The organism is Saccharibacillus sp. O23, assembly GCF_002205895.1.
Classification (GTDB): domain Bacteria; phylum Bacillota; class Bacilli; order Paenibacillales; family Paenibacillaceae; genus Saccharibacillus.
The window spans coordinates 98,553-116,951 of sequence record NZ_NJDE01000015.1 but is presented as its reverse complement, the minus strand read 5'-3'; the positions used below and the strand labels follow the sequence as shown (position 1 = coordinate 116,951).

Annotated in this window: 14 protein-coding genes and 1 other RNA gene; 12 read left to right on the top strand and 3 right to left on the bottom strand. The window is 47.4% G+C overall.

From position 1 onward, the window contains the following. Positions 1 to 30: 30 nt before the first annotated feature. The 10 genes from smpB (at position 31) to CDO73_RS18340 (ending at position 10,982) form a co-directional block, all read left to right on the top strand. Complete coding sequence (smpB, locus tag CDO73_RS18385; protein ID WP_088489992.1) at positions 31 to 504, top strand: SsrA-binding protein SmpB; 474 nt, start codon at positions 31 to 33, stop codon at positions 502 to 504. Positions 505 to 819: 315 nt separating this feature from the next. Then, positions 820 to 1,186, top strand: a transfer-messenger RNA (tmRNA) gene (gene ssrA / locus CDO73_RS18380). A gap of 260 nt (positions 1,187 to 1,446) precedes the next feature. Further along, positions 1,447 to 2,367, top strand: coding sequence for a restriction endonuclease (locus CDO73_RS18375; protein WP_088489991.1), 921 nt, complete (start codon positions 1,447 to 1,449; stop codon positions 2,365 to 2,367). A gap of 197 nt (positions 2,368 to 2,564) precedes the next feature. After that, positions 2,565 to 2,903 (top strand): recombinase family protein, encoded by a 339-nt coding sequence (locus CDO73_RS18370; RefSeq protein WP_088489990.1) that lies wholly within the window; start codon positions 2,565 to 2,567, stop codon positions 2,901 to 2,903. A 139-nt stretch (positions 2,904 to 3,042) separates the two neighbouring features. Continuing rightward, positions 3,043 to 4,008 (top strand): recombinase family protein, encoded by a 966-nt coding sequence (locus CDO73_RS18365; RefSeq protein WP_483880247.1) that lies wholly within the window; start codon positions 3,043 to 3,045, stop codon positions 4,006 to 4,008. Positions 4,009 to 4,275: 267 nt separating this feature from the next. Beyond that, positions 4,276 to 5,277, top strand: a complete 1,002-nt coding sequence (locus tag CDO73_RS18360; RefSeq protein ID WP_179218743.1) for an AAA family ATPase — start codon at positions 4,276 to 4,278, stop codon at positions 5,275 to 5,277. A gap of 12 nt (positions 5,278 to 5,289) precedes the next feature. Continuing rightward, a complete protein-coding gene (locus tag CDO73_RS18355; protein WP_088489989.1) occupies positions 5,290 to 7,863 on the top strand; it encodes a S8 family peptidase in 2,574 nt (857 codons plus the stop codon). A gap of 430 nt (positions 7,864 to 8,293) precedes the next feature. After that, positions 8,294 to 9,127, top strand: coding sequence for a hypothetical protein (locus tag CDO73_RS18350; RefSeq protein ID WP_088489988.1), 834 nt, complete (start codon positions 8,294 to 8,296; stop codon positions 9,125 to 9,127). Positions 9,128 to 9,339: 212 nt separating this feature from the next. Beyond that, positions 9,340 to 9,537, top strand: coding sequence for a hypothetical protein (locus tag CDO73_RS18345; protein ID WP_088489987.1), 198 nt, complete (start codon positions 9,340 to 9,342; stop codon positions 9,535 to 9,537). 518 nt (positions 9,538 to 10,055) lie between these two features. Further along, complete coding sequence (locus CDO73_RS18340) at positions 10,056 to 10,982, top strand: FAD:protein FMN transferase (RefSeq protein WP_088489986.1); 927 nt, start codon at positions 10,056 to 10,058, stop codon at positions 10,980 to 10,982. Here CDO73_RS18340 and CDO73_RS18335 read toward each other — a convergent pair. Then, positions 10,948 to 11,886 (bottom strand): LysR family transcriptional regulator, encoded by a 939-nt coding sequence (locus CDO73_RS18335; protein ID WP_088489985.1) that lies wholly within the window; start codon positions 11,884 to 11,886, stop codon positions 10,948 to 10,950. The two genes, CDO73_RS18340 and CDO73_RS18335, sit on opposite strands and share 35 nt — an antisense overlap. 208 nt (positions 11,887 to 12,094) lie before the next feature. Between CDO73_RS18335 and CDO73_RS18330 the strand changes: the two genes are divergently transcribed. Both CDO73_RS18330 and CDO73_RS18325 read left to right on the top strand, forming a co-directional pair. Beyond that, positions 12,095 to 12,718 carry an NADPH-dependent FMN reductase gene (locus CDO73_RS18330; protein WP_088489984.1) on the top strand — a complete coding sequence of 208 codons (624 nt, stop codon included), beginning with the start codon at positions 12,095 to 12,097 and terminating at the stop codon, positions 12,716 to 12,718. After that, positions 12,718 to 15,168, top strand: coding sequence for a flavocytochrome c (locus tag CDO73_RS18325; protein WP_088489983.1), 2,451 nt, complete (start codon positions 12,718 to 12,720; stop codon positions 15,166 to 15,168). The genes CDO73_RS18330 and CDO73_RS18325 overlap by 1 nt, the downstream gene beginning before the upstream one ends. 77 nt (positions 15,169 to 15,245) lie before the next feature. Here CDO73_RS18325 and CDO73_RS18320 read toward each other — a convergent pair whose 3' ends face one another. Together CDO73_RS18320 and CDO73_RS18315 are read right to left on the bottom strand one after the other, a co-directional pair. Beyond that, the gene (locus CDO73_RS18320; protein WP_088489982.1) at positions 15,246 to 16,760 is read right to left on the bottom strand and encodes a carbohydrate binding domain-containing protein; all 1,515 of its coding nucleotides are present in this window, start codon (positions 16,758 to 16,760) and stop codon (positions 15,246 to 15,248) included. A 197-nt stretch (positions 16,761 to 16,957) separates the two neighbouring features. Next, entirely contained in the window at positions 16,958 to 18,307 is a 1,350-nt protein-coding gene (locus CDO73_RS18315; RefSeq protein WP_088489981.1) for a glycosyltransferase family 2 protein, read from the bottom strand. Positions 18,308 to 18,399 lie beyond the last annotated feature (92 nt).

The following is an 18,399-nucleotide window of genomic DNA, read 5'->3' as shown; positions in this document are numbered from 1 at the left end:
ACCGATCTGTCCGGCAAGGAGGTGCAAGACATGAAGAAGAACACGGAACAAGGCAAACTACTCGCGCAGAACAAGAAGGCGTCCCACGATTATTTTATCGAGGATACGTACGAGGCGGGACTGGTGCTCACCGGCACGGAGATCAAATCGCTGCGTAAAGGCCGCGCCAATATCGGCGACGCGTTCGCGACGATCCGAAACGGCGAAGCTTTTATCCATAACATGCATATCAGCCCGTTCGAGCAGGGCAATCGCAGCAATCCGGAAGACCCGACGCGCACGCGCAAGCTACTGCTGCACAAACAGCAGATCCGCAAGCTGATCGGCCAAGCCAAGCAGGAAGGCTACACGATCGTGCCGCTCAAAGTCTACGTCCGCAACGGCTACGCCAAGCTGCTGATCGGCCTCGGCCGAGGCAAGAAACAGCATGACAAACGCGATACCGCCGCCAAGCGCGACGCGCAGCGGGATATCCAGCGGGCGCTCAAGTCTCGTCAACGCTAGAGAAGCACGGGACTTGCAGCCGGCTCGGATGGACTCAGTCAGGTAGGAAGAATTTTCTAAGTTTTGTCTCGGGGCGACCCGGGTAATCTACCATTGCGGCTCAGATTATGGTATAATCTAAGTCTGCGAGAAGTGCGATGCATCATCGCGGGCAGTCCTTTCTTTTATGGAGGGAAAGGCGCTGCATGAACTTTAGAATTGCGGCTCGTGCCGGAACCTTGCGGTTCCCCAGCGACGATCCTTTAATCCGGAAGTTCCCTTTTAGAAAAATGGATGCTTGTTCTCCGCTTCGGAGCTTGCCCGTTTTTCGCATCAGGGGGCGTTTATGGATTCGACGGGGGTAGTTCGGGCATGGGTAGCGGGTAGTAGGGACGCGGCTACTTCATCAACGCTAAAGCCTATTAAATGGCAAACAACAAAACAACTACGCTTTCGCAGCCTAAGAAACTGTGATGCGTGCTCTCGCTCAGCATCGCCCATGTGCCGGGATGAGGGCCCAACCTATAGTGGGATACGCCGTTTAGTCTCCGCCTGGGGGTAAACGGAAGAAGATAATCAGGCTGACCCAACGTATAGCCGGTTACGGGGCGATACTCGGGTGACATCAAAACTGTGACTACACCCGTAGAAGCCTATGCTGCGTTGCCTTCGGACAGGGGTTCGACTCCCCTCGCCTCCATATGTACGATCAGTGAGACCGCCTGAAAAGGCGGTCTTTTCTGCGTTTTGTGGATGATTAAGGGGTACATTGCGGTTAGAAAGGCTTGATACATAAGGGATTGAAGCGATTGGTGTTGATGTAACCAGTGACAGTCACTGATGGTGTTCATTGTGGTTTAGGATGAATCACCAACTTTACTTCAGTGTATGTTTGAGGGTGGATTGAATGATATAATCTAATTGGTTTCTAGCTATGCCAATTAATTCTAAGGAGTTGCAACGATGAACCCTACCTTTCCTAAAGATATAACGGATGCGATGAGAAGTTGTATACTCGCTATATTCTGGCCCAAAGAACAGATCATCGATTTTTTTAGAACTAATAGTTGCACACAAAGAGATTTGTCTTGTGTAAAAAATCATGCAGAAGAAAAGATTAATAGAGCCAAGATTGTGGATCTGGTTTTTCAATCACTTCGTTCGAGGGATGATGGAGGATTAGGGCAGTTCAGAGCGATGTTGTTTTCTTTGATAAATTGGAGTGAATTTGATCCATACTATTTTAAAAAGTTAAAAAAATTAGATGAATCTGAAGCCATAAGAAGCATTAATCATCTAAAACAAGTTCAAGAAATCCGTGATGCAAATGCAAAAGAAATTCGTCGTCAACAAGAAGTTGCCAAAGCTGAACGGTCTAAAAAAGTTTCATTAGAGAGTTTGGAGAAAACCTTCATTCAATTGTATACAGATAGAACCATTTCTTCTCAGCAAAGAGGATATAAATTAGAATCTCTTCTTCAGAGTTTGGCGGACTATGAAGAACTGAAAGTCTCAGAGCCATTTAAAATTGATGGTGAACAAATAGATGGTTCTATCAAATTTGATGGAGAAAATTATTTAGTAGAAGCGAAATGGCATGATAGCCCTATTGCTAGCAATTCACTTTATCACTTTGCACATAAGATAGAAGGGAAGATGTATGGAAGAGGATTTTTCATCTCAGTAAACGGATTCTCAAAAGATTCAGTTTCAGCGTTAACTATGGGAAAATCAATCAAAACTATTCTAATTGATGGTGGAGACTTAAGTGTTGTCTTTGGAGGTAATATAAGCTTCAAAGATATGTTGGATATAAAAGTTAGGGCTGCTCAGACTCAAGGTTATATTTATTACGATGCTTTATCTTTAAAGAGTAAAGCTTAGTAGCTGCATCTAAACCTATTGAAACAGGTACGCAATGGATTGCTTTTAGAGTCGATGCTTGAAGTCATCAGCGAGTTCTACAACGTCAATTTGCGGCACGAGACATTAAAGGGGATGCGTGAGAATGCCGATCGAGACTTCCATTGCGGCGGTAGAGTGCCTTTGGCTATCCACGCATTCAGATCGGTAGAAAAGACATGTACGAGCTTGGAGAGCAAGAAGAAGTCGAATTGGTTCGTCAAATATTTCAAATGGCCGCAGCAGGACACGGAGGTAAAAGAATAGCTGGTAAATTGAATCGACAATCCATCATTGCAGAAAAACGTTGGTCGCCATCCACAGTCCTTTCGATTTTGGCAAATCAGGTCTACATTGGACAACGTGTATGGAATAAAAAGAAGAATGCAGACGGTAAATGCAATGAAGTTTCGGAATGGGCAATAGCGGAATATGCTCATCCTGCCATTGTCGATCAGAAGCTCTGGGATGCAGCACAATTTTCATTGATGCAAAGAAAGCAACGGAAGACAAAATAATCTTGTTTGATCGCAGGTGCGCCATCACGGTGTACCTGCTTTTTTTATGCCCAAATTTAAGCATAGGGAGCGATATTCAATGAAGGTAGCCATTTATGCACGAGTATCATCAGATCGTTAGGCGGAGAAAGAACTTTCTATTCCGGCACAGGTTAAAGCGATTCAACAATATTGTTTGGAGAAAGAATGGACAATCACACATCAGTTTATTGAAAAAGGCCGCTCGGCTAAAACCGATGAACGACCAGAATTTCAGAAGATGATTGCTTTGGCTAAACGCTCGAACCGTCCATTTGATGCCATTGTCGTACACAAATTTGATCGTTTTTCTCGTAAACGCGACGATCATGTAATCTACAAAGCTCTGCTTAATCAACATGAAGCCAAAGTTCTCTCAGTAACGGAACAAATACAAGCGGAAACACCACAAGATATGCTGCTGGAAGGGATGTTAGAAGTTATATCGGAATTTTTAATGCGAACCTGGCTGTCGAAGTTCGTAAGGGGACGACACAGAGCGCGAAGCAGAGCTACAACGGTGACAACAAAGAAATATGGCGGTCAGAGATATTACGTTTGCGGCGGATATATGCGGAAAGGCAAAGAGTTCTGTCCATATGTGAGTTGGAGAAAAGAGCGCATCGAGCAAACTGTAACGAACAAGTTGAGAAGTGTGCTGCTGCGGCTTACATTCGACAATCAGCTTGAAGAAGAGATTCGGAAATATCATAGCGATGCGAACAGACATATTTGGACTGAGAAGGCTAACTTAGAATCTGAATTTGCCTATTTGGGTCGTCGGATTAGTCAACTTGAAGAAGAGCTTAAAAGTGGCGTCGGTAAGGTGTGCTACGTAGACATGTTGGAGGATTTAAAAGGAGAGTTTGTTGTTAAACAAGCTGAGCTGGAAAAGATCAGAGACGCATATAGTGAATTGGATCTATCTGAAGAAACATTGAAGTCATTGATGCATGATATTCGAGTGATGATTGGAATGCTGGATGATGAGATACAGAATCCGCAGTTGATGAATGAGTATGTGAAGAAGTTTGTGTCTGAAGTTACTGTGCATCGGGAGAAAAAAACATGTGTATATAAAAGTTGAATTGTGTAAAGAGCAACAAAAGTTATATCAAAAAATGGTTATGGTTAATTGGAATTAGATTGTTAATAACGAAAAAATGTAGTCTGAGTATCAGCCAACAATTGCTTTGACAGTATTTTAGCGATGTGAGAACATGAGGGGAACATATACATTTGTCAAAATCGTTCGATTGTTGGCTGAACTCGATGTTAAAAATATTATCTCATGGATTAATTGTACAAACCAAAAATAATTCCGATATTTCAATATCAGAAAGGATAAGTTTATATGAATGCTGATTTATACAAGAGGCTTTTTAGAGCAATCTTCTCAGAAGATAATATAGCTTTGAAAAAAATTGCTGATCTTATTATTTTAAGTGAACGTGAGAAAAACCATGGAGTTTTAGCAGACTCTCTTGAAAAAATTAAATACAATGAAAAGCCCAAAGTTCAAACTGGGTACGCACAGTTCAAGAATGATAAGAACAATGTTACTGGGATGGGAACGTTGCCTACCAGTAAAAGAAATGACATGCAGTTAGTTTCTTATATATCGCGTGAACAATTGAAGCATCATATGATTTTAAATGATGAAATTGAAAGTAGGCTTTTAATTATAGAGAAAGAATATGCTGCCAAAGAAAGGCTTGCAAAATTTAATTTGACTCCAAAGAAAAAAATTCTCTTATATGGAGATCCTGGTTGTGGAAAAACATTAGCAGCAGAAAGATTGGCATGGAACCTAGGACTACCTTTATTAAAAGTGAGGTTTGATTCTTTACTGTCTTCATACTTTGGTGAGTCGGCATCCAATTTGAGATCCGTTTTTGATTATAGCAAAAATGAACCTGTTGTGTTACTGCTTGATGAATGCGACTTTATTGCTAAATCACGAACATCGAGTCAAGATGTGGGAGAGGCACCGCGTATCGTTAATATGCTATTGACATTATTAGATGAGTATAATTCGTCGGGCCTAGTGGTAGCTACTACAAATCTAAAGGTATCGCTTGATGAAGCTTTATTCAGAAGGTTTGATGATATCATTGAGATAACAAAACCTTCAGTTATTGAAATAAAAAAATTGCTAACAACTACTTTTTCTGCTATCAATGTAAGTAAAGATATCGATTGGGAGGCATTTTCTAGTAAACTTGAAGGACACTCTGCGGCCAACATCGTATCTATTGCTCAAAATGCTGCTAAAAGTTGTATTCTTGAAGGATCGAAAGTTGTAAGGAAAGATCATATTTTAAAAGTAATTGATAATATTTCGACGAAACAATAATGAGGTGGGGCTATGGCGACGACAGGAGAATTCTCACATCTTCCTTTATCTTTGGTGCTGTATGGGAAACCAAAATTAAGAGGTGGAGGAGAAAAGGACTTAAGGACACTTGAGAACAGAAAAAACCGAGTAGGTCATGGAGGATACATCAAGAGCAAAGCATCTCAGTTGTCTAAGTTTTGGAAAGATAAGCAAGAAGAGCGAGTCAGGGAACAATTACCAGAAATTAAAACTGGTATTCCAATATTATTAGAGATAGACCCTAATAGCGATGTTAATTTTTTGAAAGGGCTAGGATTCGAAGTTATCTCCGAACTCGAAAATGGTTATGTTATTGTATCAAACGGTGATTTTAATTTCGCTACTTTATATCAAAAAACAGAAGATTTTATTAACGAAGTTTCAAATAGATGCAATACACCTGCTCGTGTATACGCTTTCCACAAAGATGAATCCCGGTTTGAGAAGATGTTTGGAAGCAATTTGTTGAACATTTGGAAAACAATAAGTGAAAACGATAAGTACGAGATCGAGGTTAGTATCAGTTGCTCTGGAAATGTTTTTGAGTTGGAACAACCTCCAATAAAAGCCGATGACGTAAGTGATGAAGAATTTAAGAAGAGCAGAAGATTTTTAAATTGGCAGCAAAAGTATTACGATGCCTATGATGTATGGGATGAATTGAAATCAACTCGAGAGCAACAATTTTCAGAATTCATCTCACATTATAATGGGGAATTCATAGGTTCATTTGTAGATGGAGAGCCAATTTTTTTAGAGTTTTGTGATAGCTTTTCGGTTAGGGTTAGAATAAACGGTAAATGTTTGCGTGACTTAGTCTACAATTTCTCACCTATATTCGCCATTGAATATGTAGGAGACCTGTGCATAGGAAAATCCATTGAAGGTTCTATATCAGATTTTAATTTTGATGTTGAAATAGTTCCCCCAGACGATGACTCACCAATTATTGCAGTTATTGATAGTGGAATTCAAGAAGGGCATAAATATCTAGAACCTGCAATACTTACTGATGATTCGAAGTGTTATGTGAAGGGAACCACTTCAGTATCAGATGAAGTTAGTAATGGGGGTCATGGTACTAGAGTCGCGGGTGCTATTTTGTATCCGTTTGAAATACCACAATCAGGTACATACAAACTTCCATGCTATATAAGGAATGCTCGTGTTTTGAATGAAAATAATGAATACGCAATTCAGAGCAGTGTTTTCCCACCACTTTTTATTAAGGCAATTGTTGATGAGTTTGCCAAAAAAGCTGATAAGAAAACTAAAATATTCAACCATTCAGTCGCAGAGATAAATTCCTGCGAAATCAAACATATGTCACCTTGGGCTACAGAGATTGATCTTCAAAGTTATGAGAATGATCTTTTATTTATACAAGCTACAGGCAACATACACATTAATACGATAAAAGATTTTTACAACGAGATGATCACGTACCCAACCTACTTATTTGACGAGAGATCAAGGATTGCAAATCCTGCACAGAGCGTACAAGCCTTGACCGTAGGATCGATATCACACTCTAGTTTAGAAACAGAGGATACAGTAGTTATCGGAAGGAAAAATGAGCCTTCAGCTTTTTCAAGATCAGGTTCTGGGATCTGGAATTCTGTTAAACCGGATGTAGTTGAATACGGTGGAACATGGGCTAAAAATAAAAATGGAGAAGAGTTGCAATTTACCACTCCTTCAGAAATTTGTACAGATTTAATCCGTGTTTCGCCTGAAGGTGCTGCTTTCTCAAAAGACGCGATAGGGACTTCCTTCTCAACGCCAAAGATTGCCTACATTGCAGCAGAAATTCAAAAGCTATATCCGAATTCTCCAGCATTGCTCTATAGGGCATTAATCGCACAATCTGCTCGATGGCCAAAGGAACTTATAAATGGGTTTTACAGCGTACAAGATATTGTTAGACATGTTGGATATGGTCTTCCTAATGTTACGAGAGCAACTAGGAATGACGAATATCGTGTGACTCTGGTTACTGAAGAAACGTTGTATCTTCAAGAAGGTCAGGCACATATATTTAGAGTTCCTATTCCTGAGGAAATGAATGCTATCGGGGAGGATTTTGACATACAAATTGAGGTCACTTTATCATATGCTGCGAAACCAAGAAATACAAGGAGAACGATCAGTCGATATTTATCGACATGGCTCGACTGGAGATGTAGTAAAATTGGCGAAGATATTAATTCATTTGCTGAAAGAATACTAGTAACAGGATCTGCTGTAGATGATGATGGAAATTTCAATTGGACAATTGGTGAACAAAGCAACCATGGACAAGCTAAAGATTTTTCTAGGTCGTACAGCACTTTGCAGAAGGACTGGACTATAGTTAAATCGAATCAATTAACGGATAGTTTTTGCATAGCTGTTCGAGGGCATAAAGGCTGGGATGCTAACATACCTGCAAAATATTCTTTAGTAGTTAGCTTCGAGGCTGTAAACCAAGATATAGCAATATATGAACTTGTCCGTAATGTTATTGAGATTGAGAGTTTGGAGAACGAAATAGAGTTAGAAGTAGAAGATGAGATTAGGGAATAAAACATAGAGTGAAATTAGATTTTACTGTATAAAGCCAGCCCCTCTTCTTAAGAGAAACTTAGTTTTTGTAATGAGAGGGGGTTAATTTGGCAAACAACAAAACAACTACGCTTTCGCAGCCTAAGAAACTGTGATGCGTGCCCTCGCTCAGCATCGCCCATGTGCCGGGATGAGGGCCCAACCTATAGTGGGATACGCCGCTTAGTCTCCGCCTGGGGGTAAACGGAAGAAGACAATCAAGCTGACCCAACGTATAGCCGGTTACGGGGCGATACTCGGGTGACATCAAAACTGTGACTACACCCGTAGAAGCCTATGTTGCGTTGCCTTCGGACAGGGGTTCAACTCCCCTCGCCTCCATTTCAAAAAATCTGCTCAATTGAGTAGTTTTTTGAAAGCTTAATACTAGTAGTACAAGGATGGTGTGATAATGATTTTTTTGGGGTTAACAAATCATGAAAAAGAAACGCTTCAGTTTGAAGTCATTTCTGATAATACACGTCTTAAGCTTACTAGATTAATAAGAGATCTATCTTCTGATTCCAATTCCGAAGTTACTATTTTACGGCAAAATAGATTTGTTAACATCGCAAGAAATATCATTGGAAAACCACTTTATGTGCTTGAAGCTGATGATTGGGGGCATTACCAATTAGGTGAGTATGCTTGGCATAATGGTGAACTTGAATTGGTTATGCGACGGCCTAACACCAACCAACTTGTTGAAACTTTAGCGGATTTTATCCAAAATGGATTGGTGGATTGTAACACTATAAATGATATTCTTGCTGAAGAAGGAAGTTCAATCTCATTTCAACTTATTGGTCATGATGAGAACGTGAAAGTATATATTCTTCCAGTTGAAGAAATTGAAGAAGTAAGTCCTGATCAACATCCTAACATACGTTTGCTTATTGATCGAATGGAAAGAGCTATTTCTGCAAATGACTTTGCGGAAGTTTTACATGCAAGTGCTTCTGTGTTTGAAACTCTTGGAAAAGATGTGATAGGTTTAGCGAGTATACAGGATCAAACCTTAGGCAGTTTTTTTGAAAAATATAAAAATACATCAAGTTTACCAGAAGAAATTTTGAATTATATGCTAGAAATTTATAAAAGAAGGAATTCCGAGCCGCTAGCTGGACATGGAAATACCCGTCCTCCTACTATCTCTCAAAGAGAAGCAGTAGTGCTTTCAGAAATGACGAAATCTTTCGTAAGAATAGAACGACAACTAGCGATGTCACAAATAGAAAAGAGTTAAAGTTTTACATGATAGATTCAATTTATTAATGAAGATTTTAATACTATATAATTAATTTAAATATTATACATTACTTTTTATAAATTTGTTAATTATGGTTTAATGATAACCTTGGCTTACCTCCATATGTACAATAAGAAACCATCAACCTAAATCCGGTTGATGGTTTTTCGTTTATGCTATATTAGTTCGAAAAAGGGAGGGCGATTCGCATGATCATCAACCGCACGCAGCTCCAAGAAATCTTAATCAAGGCGCATCAGTACGCACGTCTGCAAGCCAAAGAAGCAGGAGCCTTCATCTATTACATAAAAGACGGCAAAAGAATTCGTGAAGATGCGCAAGGATGGGAGTTTGAGATCATATTCGATCAAGCCGGAAACCGGCAAGAGCTTGATTTACATGATTAGTCCTAACCGATGCCCCAAGATGCAATAACCTATCAGCCGCTCATTCCCTACTCCACCCGCTCAAACCTCGTCCACTCCGTCCCTTCCTTGACATATAAATCCGAACCCTTCGCATCGCTAAAAATCTCCAGCCTCGGAACAAAGTCGTCTCCGTCGGTCACCATATGAGTCGGCACCAATCCCTCCGGCTGCGACGGATAAATCTGCGTGCCTTCGTATCGTTTCCCCTCGTAAATGATCTACACAATCGGAGAACCTTGTTTCGATTCGCTCGCATGACTGCAAGAGGTTAAGAAGGCGGCGGCTACCACAGCGGCAACTAACCAACATCCTAGCCTCATCCAACAAACTCCTCCTTTCGTAAACTCTCGCCTCGAATCTCGTCCCCACTCTATACGACACTCACGCCTCCCGGTCCTCCCCCATTTGCTCAATCCCCCTTACACCCCGTATGCTAAACCTGACGTTTCACGCATTCGATTCATCTCTACCATCTCAACCTACAAAGGACACCCAACATGAACCCAAAAATCATTCACCTCATGGGAACGGTCATCACAATGGTCGTTCATCACCTCGACGCAGACGCGCTCTTACAGGAAGCGGAGCAGCGCCTCATCGACTACGAGCAGCGCTTCAGCGCCAACAATCCGAATTCCGCGCTCATGCAGATCAACCACCAAGCGGGCCAAAATCCGGTCACGGTCGATGCGGACCTGTTCGAGCTGATCGCCATCGGCAGGCGTGAGAGCCTCGTCGAAGGCAGTCTGCTAAACATCGCCATCGGCCCGCTGGTCAAGGCATGGAAAATCGGCTTTGCCGGTGCCCGGCAGCCTTCCGATACAGAAATCCGCGAGTGTCTGCGGCTGATCGATCCCCGCGACATCCGTTTGGATGCGTCGCAGCAGTCTGTTTTCCTGCAAAAAGAAAAGATGGAGATCGACCTCGGCGCATTGGCTAAAGGGTATTTTGCGGATAAGATCGTCGAGAGTTTCAAGCAAAATCAAGCGGAAGCGGGATACATCGATCTCGGCGGGAACGTGCTGACGTTCGGTGCCAATCCGGTTTCGGAAGACGGGCTGTGGCGCGTGGGGATTCAGAATCCGAAGCTGCCGCGGGGGAATTATGCGTTGGTGCTGAAGCTGCGGGATCGGTCGATCGTCACGTCGGGGATCTACGAACGGAAGCTGGAGATCGCGGGCCGGAAGTATCATCATATTTTCGACGGACGAACGGGTTACCCGGTCGAGAGCGACGTCGCGAGTCTGACGATCGTCTCCGAGCGGTCGCTCGACGGCGAGATCTGGACGACGCGATTGTTCGGCCGAAGCGCGGTCGAGATCATTCGTACGCTGAACAAGGCGGCCGGGATCGAAGGGATCGTCATCACGGAAAACAACGAACTGGCGGTCACGAGCGGTTTGCATCCGTACATTGAACGTTAGCCGCGAATAGAGCCACCAGATCTTTTTCGACCGGAGATAACGTCTTGTCTTTGGCATGGGCGATAAAATAGTCGATCGACAGCAGATCCAGCGGCAGCGGAAGCAGGCGGTAGCCTTGAGGCACGTCGGAGGAGCAGATGCTGTACGGAACGAACGCGATCCCCAGTCCTTTTTTGGCCAATTCCAGAATCGTGAAGATATTGGTACTCTCCAGCACGATATTCGGCTTGATCTTGAATTTCTGAAACAGATGATCGAGCTGCCGGCGGATCGACGAGCCTTTTTTGGTCAGCACCAGCGGTTCTTGCAGCAGGGTCTTGATCGCCGCGTTATTGTCTTCGAACGTCTGCGGATCGAAGCCGGATAACGCGGAGTCTTCGGCGATCACCGCATAATAACCGTGAGGGCCCCACGACACGACGTCCAGATTCGGCGACAGCGTCTCCGGATTCTGCCCGATAAAAAAGTCGAGTTCACGGTTCAGCGCGCGGATCTCGTTGGTCTCCGAATAATCTTCTTGGATCTCGATCCGCACGGACGGATGCTGCTTCAGAAAGTCGGGCAGGAACAGCGGCAGCAGATAGTAACCCAGACTCGACAAAATGCCGATCTTGATCGTCTGCGTGTCCCGGGTGGAGTAATGAGCGATCTTTTTATGAAACTGTTCGTGCGCCATTTCGAGGGACATGAGATGCTGGTAATACAGTTTGCCGGCTTCGGTCAATTGCAGCGGGGAGGTCTGGCGGTTCAGAATCTCCGTGCCGATCTCGTGCTCGATCCGCTTGATCATCTGGGTCAGGTACGGCTGCGAGACATAGAGGTCTTTGGCGGCTTTGGTGTAGCTTCCGTGCTTAAGAATCGAGTCGAGATAATGGATGATATGGGAAGAATCGATCGAAGTCATGGGCGACACCTGCTCTTTTTAAAATGTTAGGGTATAAGAAGTTTATTATGGGTCGATAAGGAAAGGCATATTTCACAAATCCATGTTTCCATATTAAAATTTATTTGTAAAGGTAAACCCCGCCAAGCCCGATCTCAAGTCCACTCGAACTCAAATTTTTTTGAAGTATATTGTGCATTTATTCACAAATGAAAGAAGGGAATCCATCATGAACCTGATCGGCATTGTCGGCACCAACTCGAATACTTCGACGAACCGCAAACTGCTGCAATTCATGAGCAAGCATTTTTCCGCCCAAGCCCAGATTGAGGTCTGCGAGATTAAGCATCTCCCGGCCTTTGACGAACCGGAAGGTCGTCAGGCTCCGCAAGAAGTCCAAGAGCTGTGCGAGAAGATCGCGGCGGCGGACGGCGTGATCATCGCGACTCCGGAATACGACCACAGCATCCCGGCTGCGCTCAAGAGCGTGATCGAATGGATCTCCTATACGACCCGCCCGCTGATCAACAAATCGGTCCTGATCGTCGGCGCGTCTCACGGTCTGCTCGGCACGTCGCGGGCTCAAGCGCATCTGCGTCAGATCCTGGATGCCCCGGAACTCAAAGCGCGCGTGCTGCCAAGTTCGGAGTTTCTGCTGGGACATTCGCTGACGGCTTTTGACGAAGAAGGCCATCTGGTCTATGCGGACAAGGTGCAAGAATTGGACGAGATCTTCGAAGAGTTCCGTTTGTTCGTGAAGATCAATCAGCAGTTGATGAAGGAACATGATTTCAAGACCGAGCAGAACAAACGATTCTCGTGGGAAACGGCCAGCCAAGGAGGTAGATTCTAATGAAATTCGTCGGAATCGTCGGCACCAATGCGGCGCAATCGTATAACCGCAAACTGCTGGAGTTCATGAAGAACCATTTTAGCGACAAAGCGGAGATCGAGATTCTGGAACTTCGAGGCGTTCCGATGTTCAACGAGTCGGACGATCAATCGCTCAGCCCGGTTATTCAGAACTTCAATACCAAGATCACGGAAGCGGACGGAGTCATCATCGCCACGCCGGAGCACAACCATTCGATCCCTTCCGCGCTGAAAAGCATTCTGGAATGGCTGTCGTGGAACCTGCATCCGCTCGACGGCAAACCGGTGATGGTGGTCGGAGCCGCGTACGACGTGCAGGGTTCCTCGCGCGCGCAGCTGCATCTGCGTCAGATTCTCGATGCGCCGGGCGTCAACGCCAGCGTCATGCCGGGATCGGAATTCCTGCTCGGCCGCGCGCACGAAGCGTTCGACGGAGAAGGGAACATCAAGTCGGAACCCACGGTCGACTTCTTGGATAGCTGCTTCTACCGGTTTATGCGTTTCGCCAAAGTCGCCAATCTGCTGAACGTGCCGGAAGAAGTGAACTTCGAACCGGGCACGTACAACGTTACGGCGCTCGGCCACAACGGCGATCTGCCGATGGTCGTAGAGATGAGTTCGACGCGGATCGAGAAGATCGAGATCGATACGTCGGGCGAATCGCAGGGGATCGCGGACGTGGTCTTTACCCGCATTCCGAACCAGATCATCGAAGGCCAGACGCTGAACGTGGATATTCTGTCCGGCGCGTCGGTCACCAGCAACGGCGTCATCGACGGGGTGGCGAAAGCGGTGAAGATGGCGGGGGCCAACCCGGACGTCTTGAAAAAACGGCCGAAAGCGCAAAGCGCGATCAATCGCGGCGACGAAGAGTATACGGCGGACGTGGTAGTCGTCGGAGCCGGCGGCGCGGGACTGGCGGCAGCGGCAAGCGTGCTTCAGCAGGGCAAAAAAGTCATCGTCGTCGAGAAATTCCCGGCGATCGGCGGCAACACCGTACGTACCGGCGGTCCGATGAACGCGGCCGATCCCGAGTGGCAGCGCACGTTCGCGGCGATTCCCGGCGAAGGGCATACGCTCGAAGGACTGGCGGCGACGCCGGAAGAACAGGTGGACGCCGAATATCTCGAAGACTTCCGGATCTTCAAACAGCAGGTGGCCGATTATCTGGAGCAGACGAAGAACGGCCAAGAATTCTTGTTCGATTCCGCGGTCTTCCACCGGATGCAGACCTATTTCGGCGGCAAACGCACCGACCTGCAGGGCAACAAGATCTACGGCCAATACGATCTGGTCAAAGTGCTGACGGACCAAGCGCTGGAATCGGTCAAATGGCTGGAAGAACTGGGCGTCGAATTCGATTACAAGGATGTGACGATGCCGGTCGGCGCGCTGTGGCGCCGCGGCCACAAGCCGGTGAAGCATGAAGGCTACGCGTTCGTGGCGGCGCTGGAGAAATTCGTGCGCGAGAACGGCGGACAGATCATCACGGATACGCCGGTCAAGCAGCTGATCATCGAAGCGGACGGCCGGGTAAGCGGAGTCGTCGGCACCGGAGTGGCGGGTCAGACCGTGACGGTTCATGCGCGGGCCGTCGTGCTGGCTTCCGGCGGATTCGGAGCCAATACGCGGATGCTGAAGCAGTACAACACGTACTGGAGCGAGATCGACGACGAGATCAAGACGTCCAACTCGCCGGCGATTACCGGCGACGGCATCCTGCTCGGCCAGAGCGCCGGAGCCGATCTGGTCGGCATGGGCTTCTCGCAGATGATGCCGGTCTCGGACCCGCAGACGGGCGCGTTGTTCAGCGGGCTGCAGGTGCCGCCGCAGAATTTCGTGATGGTCAATCAGCAGGGCAAACGTTTCGTCAACGAATACGGCAGCCGCGACCAATTGTCGATCGCCGCGATCAACAACGGCGGATTGTTCTACCTGATCGCCGACGACAAGATCAAAGAAACGGCGTACAACACGAACCAGCAGAAGATCGACAAGCAAGTCGCGCAAGGAACCTTGTTCCGGGCCGATACGCTGGAAGACTTGGCGCGGCAGATCAACGTCGATCCGGCAGTGCTGGTCGAGACGATCGCGAAATACAATTCGTACGTCGATCAAGGCCATGACCCCGAATTCGGCAAAGGCGCGTTCGACCTCAAAGTCGAAGTCGCTCCGTTCTACGCGACGCCGCGCAAACCGGCCGTTCACCATACGATGGGCGGACTCAAGATCGATACCGATACGCATGTACTGAACGAATCCGGCCGGCAGATTCCGGGCCTGTACGCGGCCGGCGAAGTCGCAGGCGGCATCCATGCCGGCAACCGGCTGGGCGGCAACTCGTTGACGGACATCTTCACATTCGGGCGGATCGCCGGACGGGTTGCGATCGCCGAGCAGGTGCGGTCGGCGGAGCACGTGACGAACTGATCCCTTTTTCTCTTTCGTCTCCTTATTCGTCCGTATTAAAAAGACCTCTCGCATAATCATGCGAGAGGTCTTTTGCATTAAGGCGAATTCACCCACAGCGTCGTCCAATTCTCCTGATCCACCAGATAATAGCTTTCCGGATAGAGATACGGATAATGTCCGGCGAAGGTCGGCCACCAGAAGATCGCGGCGCCGTGCACGTTCGCGCCTTCCGCGATCGCGGACTTGAGACCGGAAACGGCGGAAGCGATATTTTCGACATAAGGATCATGATAGACGATGAGATGTTCTTTGATCAGCCGTCTCTCGTAAGCGGGCGCGATCGGCACCAGTTGGCTCGGCGTAGAGGACGGTCCGGCCGAACCGATCGCTTTGCTGTAACGCAGCACTTCGCTTTTCCAGAACTGCTCGTAAGAGACGGGATCGTCGATCGGCGAATTCCAGCCCATCTGATCGTACAACATCGGATTGATCTGATTCACAACCTGCGCGATCTTCTGAATATAAGCGCCGGTCCACGTCTTGGTCGCCGAATAATCGACAGGCGAAGAGATCGAGAAATACGCATTGTTTTTTAGCGAGTGCGCGCGCAGATACTTCAACGTTTGCAGCAGTGTCGGATCGTCCGTGACAAACGATTCGAAATCGATATGGACGCCGTCCGCTTTGTAGAGCACGCCGTCGACGGATACGCCTTTGTTCACGAGCTGATCGGCCAGCGCATCGACGTTGGCGTTGAAGCTTGCCGTGCCGAACTTGGCATTCGGAACTTGTTCGCCCGCCGAATCGGCAATCACCCTTTTGTTAAAGTTCAAGATGACGATCACTTTCTGGTCGGGATCGGCGGTCTTCGAATATTTGATCCAGTTCGCCAGTCCCGCGTAATTCTTGGGCGCCAGATTGCCGGAGTCGTCCAGCATCCCGAGATCGGCAAACTGGTATTTGATCCGGAACTGCTTCATCTCCGCTACATATTTCTCGATATCCGCCGGAGCCTGTTTGGTATCGAACCAATCTTGAGACAAGAACGTAGCGTTATCCACCCGGCAGTCGGCTGTGCAGCTTGAACTTGCGCTCTGAAGCACGATTCCGTCGAAGTAAGCCGCTCCGTCAGGCACGGCTTCGATCACGTAGATGTAGACGAGCAGTTTTTCCGTGCCCGGCACGGCCGTGAAACGGATCTCTTTCTTCTGATAATCCTCTTTGGAGAAGCTGACCGTGGACCTGCCGCCCGGAATTTTTTTGCCGTTTGCATCGATGCATTCCACGCCGAGCAGAGCCGTCTGACCCTGCCCGACCGTTCTACCGTAACCGGATAACACGAACGTTTGACCGGCTTTGACCGCAACGGTCAGCAGGTTGCCGGCTCCTCCTTCGCTTTTGGTCAACTTGGCGGCGCGTTTGCCTTGATACGCCTGTGCCGCGTCCGTTACGTAGGAGAAGCCGCCCCAATCCTCCCACGCCGTACCTTTTTCGAAGTCTCCGTTCTCCAACAAGTTCGAATTCGCGTCGGCTTCGGCCGTGCGATCGTTAAATGTATCGTTTCCCATAATCAGCAGTATAACCAATAACACCAACAGTTTGCGCTTCATCTTCGTCTCCCGTCTGTATACAAGCCTATCGCGCGTCCTAAGAATTCCATGCCGGTTCTCTATCTATTCTATCGGAAAAATTCGCGTTCCCGCGCAGATTCGCACCATGTCAAAAAGCTCCTTTTCGTCAGCAGGTTCCGCGAAGGGCCTTGCTGCCGGAAAAGGAGCCGTTCGTTTGCATTTTTGTCCTTGCTTGTTTATTTCCATACCCGATTTAGTCGGAGCGCTTCCTGCATGTATCCGTAGACCGACACCGGGCTCATGATGATCTGGTAGAGCAGGATGTAAGCGAAGAAACCGAGCGCATTTTTGCGGACGCGCAGATTCAAGGATTTGAATACCTTTTTCTGATACGTGTACAAGATGAAGTTCGCCATGAACGTCAAAGGCAGCACCAGCAGCGTCGTGATCCCGACCACCCAATAGTAGCCGAAGAACGCCAACACGAGGCCCGGCAGCCAGACGAACGTGTAGATCAGGTCCAGATAAGGCATGACCAGATTGCAAAAAGTCAGATATTTCGTGTAAGGCGACGGCTGCTGCCACGGTTTGACGACTTTGAGCGCTTCGACCATGCCTCGCGCCCAGCGGCTTCTTTGTCTGAAGAAATGGTACAGGCTCTCGGGCACATCGGTAAACGCCACGGCCAGCGGTTCGAAATACACTTTCCAACCTTGACTCAAGAAACGCCAAGTCAAAACGATGTCTTCGCCGATCGCGTCCGGCCAGCCGCCGACTTCGCGTACGACCTTCGTGCGGTATAGCGAGAAAGCGCCTTGCGCGACGAGCGTACCTTGGAACAAGCCTTGCAGTCTTTTGATGCTGGCGATGCCGAGGAAATAATCCCATTCTTGAATTTTCGCAAGGAAATTGCCGCGGCTGTTGCGTACCAAGACGGCACCCGCGACGGCGCAGACGTCGTCCGGCGACGATTTGTATCTCGCTACGATATGGCGCAGCGCTTTCTGGTGCAGCAGGGTATCGGCGTCCAAGGTGAGCATGAGGTCGGTCTCGACGTGCGCGAGCGCCGCGTTCAACGCGTGGTTTTTGCCCGGCGTGCTTTCGAAGATGACGTTCAAACGAAGCCCCAACTCTTCCGCGATCTCTTCGGCCACGGCAGCCGTGCGGTCCGTGGAGTTGTTGTCGATGACGATGACTTGAACGTCTCCGGTGTAGTCCTGCGTCGAGATATAGCGAAGGGTATCCGCGATTCCGGCTTCTTCGTTGTAACAGGCGACCAGAATCGTGACGGGATCGTACGGATACGATTCTTTGAGCGGCGGCTGCTTGTCCAGCAGAAGGCTCGAGACCATGAATGCATTGGTGTAGCCCGGAATGTACGACAAGCCGATAATGATGAAAATCGCCGCAGGTACGGTAATCAGGCTGCCGAGTTCGTTGATCCAAGCCGCCGACAGCAAAATGGAGAAGAGCATCCAAGAAGCGGCCAGCCCGTGACTGACATAGAACTTTCCTTTCAAAGGCAGATAGAACTTCGAACGTGCGGGAGGGGACGTTTTGTCCGGGGGGGAGGGTTCGTTTCTCATGATGGACTCCGATCTCGATGTGTAGTTCTTAAGGCGTAGACCTTAATATTCACTCGTTAACTGAATGTTATTATATTTGCTTGCTTGCCACA

Excerpts from the sequence above, each read along its gene's own strand:
- CDO73_RS18370 (WP_088489990.1), top strand. The coding sequence starts at position 2,565 with ATGTACGAGCTTGGAGAGCAAGAAGAAGTCGAATTGGTTCGTCAAATA.
- CDO73_RS18350 (WP_088489988.1), top strand. The coding sequence starts at position 8,294 with ATGATTTTTTTGGGGTTAACAAATCATGAAAAAGAAACGCTTCAGTTT.
- CDO73_RS18335 (WP_088489985.1), bottom strand. The coding sequence starts at position 11,886 with ATGACTTCGATCGATTCTTCCCATATCATCCATTATCTCGACTCGATT.
- CDO73_RS18330 (WP_088489984.1), top strand. The coding sequence starts at position 12,095 with ATGAACCTGATCGGCATTGTCGGCACCAACTCGAATACTTCGACGAAC.
- CDO73_RS18355 (WP_088489989.1), top strand. The coding sequence starts at position 5,290 with ATGGCGACGACAGGAGAATTCTCACATCTTCCTTTATCTTTGGTGCTG.
- CDO73_RS18325 (WP_088489983.1), top strand. The coding sequence starts at position 12,718 with ATGAAATTCGTCGGAATCGTCGGCACCAATGCGGCGCAATCGTATAAC.
- CDO73_RS18320 (WP_088489982.1), bottom strand. The coding sequence starts at position 16,760 with ATGAAGCGCAAACTGTTGGTGTTATTGGTTATACTGCTGATTATGGGA.
- smpB (WP_088489992.1), top strand. The coding sequence starts at position 31 with ATGAAGAAGAACACGGAACAAGGCAAACTACTCGCGCAGAACAAGAAG.
- CDO73_RS18375 (WP_088489991.1), top strand. The coding sequence starts at position 1,447 with ATGAACCCTACCTTTCCTAAAGATATAACGGATGCGATGAGAAGTTGT.
- CDO73_RS18340 (WP_088489986.1), top strand. The coding sequence starts at position 10,056 with ATGAACCCAAAAATCATTCACCTCATGGGAACGGTCATCACAATGGTC.
- CDO73_RS18360 (WP_179218743.1), top strand. The coding sequence starts at position 4,276 with ATGAATGCTGATTTATACAAGAGGCTTTTTAGAGCAATCTTCTCAGAA.
- CDO73_RS18345 (WP_088489987.1), top strand. The coding sequence starts at position 9,340 with ATGATCATCAACCGCACGCAGCTCCAAGAAATCTTAATCAAGGCGCAT.
- CDO73_RS18315 (WP_088489981.1), bottom strand. The coding sequence starts at position 18,307 with ATGAGAAACGAACCCTCCCCCCCGGACAAAACGTCCCCTCCCGCACGT.